The sequence below is a fragment of the Martelella alba genome, assembly GCF_005217455.1.
In the GTDB taxonomy this organism is placed as follows: domain Bacteria; phylum Pseudomonadota; class Gammaproteobacteria; order Enterobacterales; family Enterobacteriaceae; genus Acerihabitans.
Map to the genome: position 1 here is coordinate 1 of NZ_SZPQ01000091.1, position 4192 is coordinate 4192.

Consider the following 4192-nt stretch of genomic DNA (forward strand, 5'->3'; position numbering starts at 1 on the left):
CTTCCATCGGGAATAAGGATCTGGCAGCCTGAGTTCCCAACTAAAATACTCTCCCGGAAAACCGGGGCGGTTCAGTTGAGACTCTTTATCTTCTGCTGGGAACGTTCCAGTGAGGGAATTGAACTCTGTTAGCATGCTATGAGCACCTTCAAAGCGTTCGGCAGCATCCCATGAGAGAGCTTTTTCAAACCAAAAAGTCAATAGACCATCGAAAGGATCATTTGTGGGAAGGGTCCATTCGGGAACACCATTCGTTTGCTCAAGCTTCTGATTAAAACAGATCTGATAGGCCACGGAGGCCAGTAGGAAGACATCAATCCGAAAAGGATCAAGGATGTCACCTTCACACATCGCATCTTCCGGCAGGGCGATTGGTGAGCTCTGCAGCAATTTTCGATGATCAGCCACTGTTCCAGTTTCCGGAAAGAACGCAGCACCAAAGCCAGACGCCAAAATACTATGATGATTGTTGGCATACCAGAGGTTGTGTGGATCAACATCACGGTGAGCAATGTTCAACGCATGTAAGTCACCAAAGGGAGCCAGAAGAGCTCGCACCCGATCGATCCGTTGCTCCCTTGACCAGGATGGAGAATCACTGGCGATAATTTCATCCAAGCGCTCGGTATTTCGAGGCAACTCATATAACTCACAGAAATCCTCTGTAACGTCATCAGCTGAAACATCGTTGACGTACCTAAGCAGGTAATCACGCATGTTACTGTTATCACGAATGAATTTTCCTATCCGATTTTCACGAAGAGCAATATCGGACCAGGTTGATTGTAAGGCATACAGGGTACCCAGTTGATTGAAGTCCCATCGCCGGATCAGTCCCTTCGCTGTGGGCATTGACCGGTCTTGGGCCAGGTATTCCTTGTAGATAGAGTTTCGGTGAGCAAACCAAGGTTTGTTCGTATTAGCCTGAAAGTTACCGACAATCAGCTCTTTTTTCTTAACTTTCGAGCCTTCGAAAAATTTGTAGATGATAGGCAGGGACTTTTCAGAGTTTGGCCTTGATTTCCCTGTTGCGTTGAAGAAACTGGCAAGTTTTTTATTTGCGACTAGAGCCTCATACTTCTCTGGGGCTCGAATAGTGAGAAATTCATCCAGAGAGTGAACGAAAGGCCTCTCTGTCAAAGGTAGATTGTCTGGAGTAGCACTACCACAGAGCACCACATGGGCCTCTACGGTGAGCCAATAGCCAAGGTTGTGTGACAACTCCCTCTCAAGTAGCTTTTGCAGGCGTAGGGCATGCTCTCGTTTGATGGCAAAGGGGCTTTTGCCACGGTTTTGGCCATTCTGGATCCACATTCCATTGTCATACTCGATAGTGCCATTCCACTCTTTGAGTTCGACCAAAAGCAGACGGTCATGGGTAATAATAAGACAGTCAATTTCCATGGGCCCTTGAGCATCCGACGCAACTAGCCCCGCAAACCCGCGCCAGCTACTCTGGAACTGCTGCTCCATTTTATTAATTGCTTTGAGCTCACTTGCGTGAAGCCCTGCTCCACCCACCTTTTTTATTTCCATCAACCTTGAGCCCTTATGTCAGATTTTTATAACTCATTGAATATAAAATACACTTATTGTTTAAATCACCACGAGTAATTTAGACACTTTCGAGCCGCAATAATATTGGTGTTCATATTCCACCTGTTACATCTGATCACTAGAACCGGTAGCTGTCAACTTCGTTGACAGCTACCGACAGGGGGCGTCCATGTATGTGTAAATGCCTTTTCTCAGTAGTGACCGTCCAGGCGGTCACCGAACTCGATGATAAAGCGGCTCATTGCCATACGCCAGTCCCTCAGCGGCATCGTCCATTTCTGTGACGCCGCCTGGATCGCCAGCCACACCACTTTTTTCACTGAATCGTCCGTCGGGAACACCTTACGTTTTTTGATGGCATGCCTAATCACGCTGTTCAGCGACTCGATGGCATTCGTTGTGTAGATTACCTTGCGGATGTCCGCCGGGTAGGCGAAGAATGTGGCAAGATTCGCCCAGTTTGCCTGCCAGCTGCGGCTTATCTGCGGATAGCGACCGTCCCAGGCACTGGCGAACGCTTCCAGCGCCTGCAAGCCCGCTTCTTCCGTCGGTGCCTGATAAACGGCCTTCAGATCCCGGGAGACGGCCTTGTAATCCTTCCAGGAGACGAACCGCAGACTATTGCGCACCCTATGCACGATACATAACTGGATACGTGCGTCCGGATACACCGCGTTGATGGCGTCTGGGAAGCCTTTCAGCCCGTCAACACAGGCGATGAGACTATCGTTCAGGCCACGGTTTTTCAGTTCTGTCAGTACGTTCAGCCAGAACTTTGCGCCTTCATTTTCGGCCAGGCACATACCCAGAAGTTCTTTCTGACCTTCGATATTAACACCCAGGGCCAGGAATACGGATTTGTTGATAACCCGGCTGTCTTGTCGCACTTTCAGGACGATACAGTCGAGATAAACAATGGGATAGACCGCATCCAGCGGCCGATTTTGCCATTCGACAACCTGCTCCATGACGGCATCTGTAACTTTGGATACCCGTGCTGGCGAGACATCAGCGTCATACAGCTCTTTGAACGCAGTGGCGATCTCGCGGGTGGTCATCCCTTTGGCGTATAACGACAAAATCTGGTTATCCATCCCGGTGATCCGTGTCTGGTTTTTTTTCACCAGTTGCGGTTCGAAAGAGCCGTCACGATCGCGTGGTGTACGCAGTTCCAGAGGCCCATCACCTGTAGTGACTGTCTTTGTCGAGTAGCCATTACGGGAGTTAGCCCCTGATTTGGGCTGATTTTTATCGTAGCCGAGGTGGTGAGTCATTTCGGCGTTAAGAGCCGCCTCGACGCTAATTTTCTTCAGCAGACGATCGAACTGGCTGAGATCCTCAGGGGTTTTGAGATTTTTGGCCAGTTCGTTAGCCAGAGCCTGCAACTGTTTTTCGTCCATAAATTAACCTGTTTTCGATGTTGGATAGAACATATCAAAATCAGGCAATTACACAAATTTATGTACAGTCTCATAAATGCAGGTACGCTTATTCAGGTGGCTTGGATAATTTTTTAGCTGCTAGCTTGACCTTGATCCAAATACCAACAGCAAGAACTAATCCCGCTACTGTACCTTTTTTTATTGAGATCGGAAGTGCCTCTTTCCAATCGAAAGTGAAATAGCCAAGCTTAAAAAAAACTAAAACAGAAGCTAAAATAGTCCCAGTCATGCAAAGGAAAATAAAGACAAAAACACATCGATAGATCAAGGTAATAATTAAAGGTAACTTATTTGCTTTCATTTTTAAGTTCCAAGGCATCAAGATCATCTTTCACATCATTGCTGACGACCTCGCTAACTGTTAAGCCAGCGATGTCACCTATCAGTCCAGCGGTACTTTCTTTAACTACTATTGATACACCATGAGTTATAAATTTATCGGCTTTATTACCGAGGATAGTACCTAATCCAGTGCCAATCATAGCATTGGTCGGATCTTCACCTTTGGCCGCACTTCCAAGCACCGCCCCGCCCATGTTGATTCCTATCGAGGGCAAAATACCTTTTTTTGTCGTGGCCACTGCGGTGACACCGGCCATTACTGCATCAACATAACTAAAAGGATCATTTCCGCTAAGCTGGACGCCTGTATTAACACCTACACCAATCGCCGCATTCGTTATCATCCCCGTTTTAACCGATTGACCCAGCGGCCCTAAACCATAAAGAAGTGCAGGATCACCCATGCTCGCATTAGAGGTATGGTAACCCCAGGTATTCATAATGGTCTGGGCTTGCTGCTGCGCTTCACTATTGGGGGCCGACTTCAAATAATCGGGTCCTGTCAGTAAACCGGTGACCAGCTCTTTGGTAACGGCATCACCGTGTAAAGTCTGCATCTCGGCCGCATAGTGCCTGATATAGCTATTGAGTTCGATGCGCTCAGCTTCTGTCATGGCCGACGGATCTTTTTTGAAGCTAGCGACCAGCGCATCACTGCGTCTATCGGCATTTTCTAGCTCTAAGTAATTTTTAGACGTTTGCAGCGTCTTGTCACCCTGCTGGATTTTTTCCGCCAGGTTGTCTCGTTGCGTGGCGGCGGGCGTGCTCAGGAAGTTATTCTCCACCGCATTCTTCCCTGCCTGCGCCCCGGTCAAGGCACTCGCCCTGCTATCGCCGCTTACCCCGGCCGC

General features: G+C 48.3%; 4 protein-coding genes. All 4 read right to left on the reverse strand.

What is annotated here, in order from left to right:
* Positions 1-1536 (reverse strand): NERD domain-containing protein kinase family protein (locus tag FCN80_RS25395; protein WP_230492958.1); only part of this gene is annotated, 1536 nt, incomplete at its 3' end.
* Between the two features lie 212 nt (positions 1537-1748).
* Complete coding sequence (locus FCN80_RS25400; protein ID WP_136993095.1) at positions 1749-2957, reverse strand: IS256 family transposase; 1209 nt, start codon at positions 2955-2957, stop codon at positions 1749-1751.
* Between the two features lie 88 nt (positions 2958-3045).
* Entirely contained in the window at positions 3046-3300 is a 255-nt protein-coding gene (locus FCN80_RS25405) for a hypothetical protein (RefSeq protein ID WP_136993097.1), read from the reverse strand.
* Positions 3287-4192, reverse strand: a 906-nt coding sequence (locus FCN80_RS25410; RefSeq protein ID WP_196239163.1) for a VENN motif pre-toxin domain-containing protein, incomplete at its 5' end; no start/stop codon positions are given. The genes FCN80_RS25405 and FCN80_RS25410, both read right to left, overlap by 14 nt.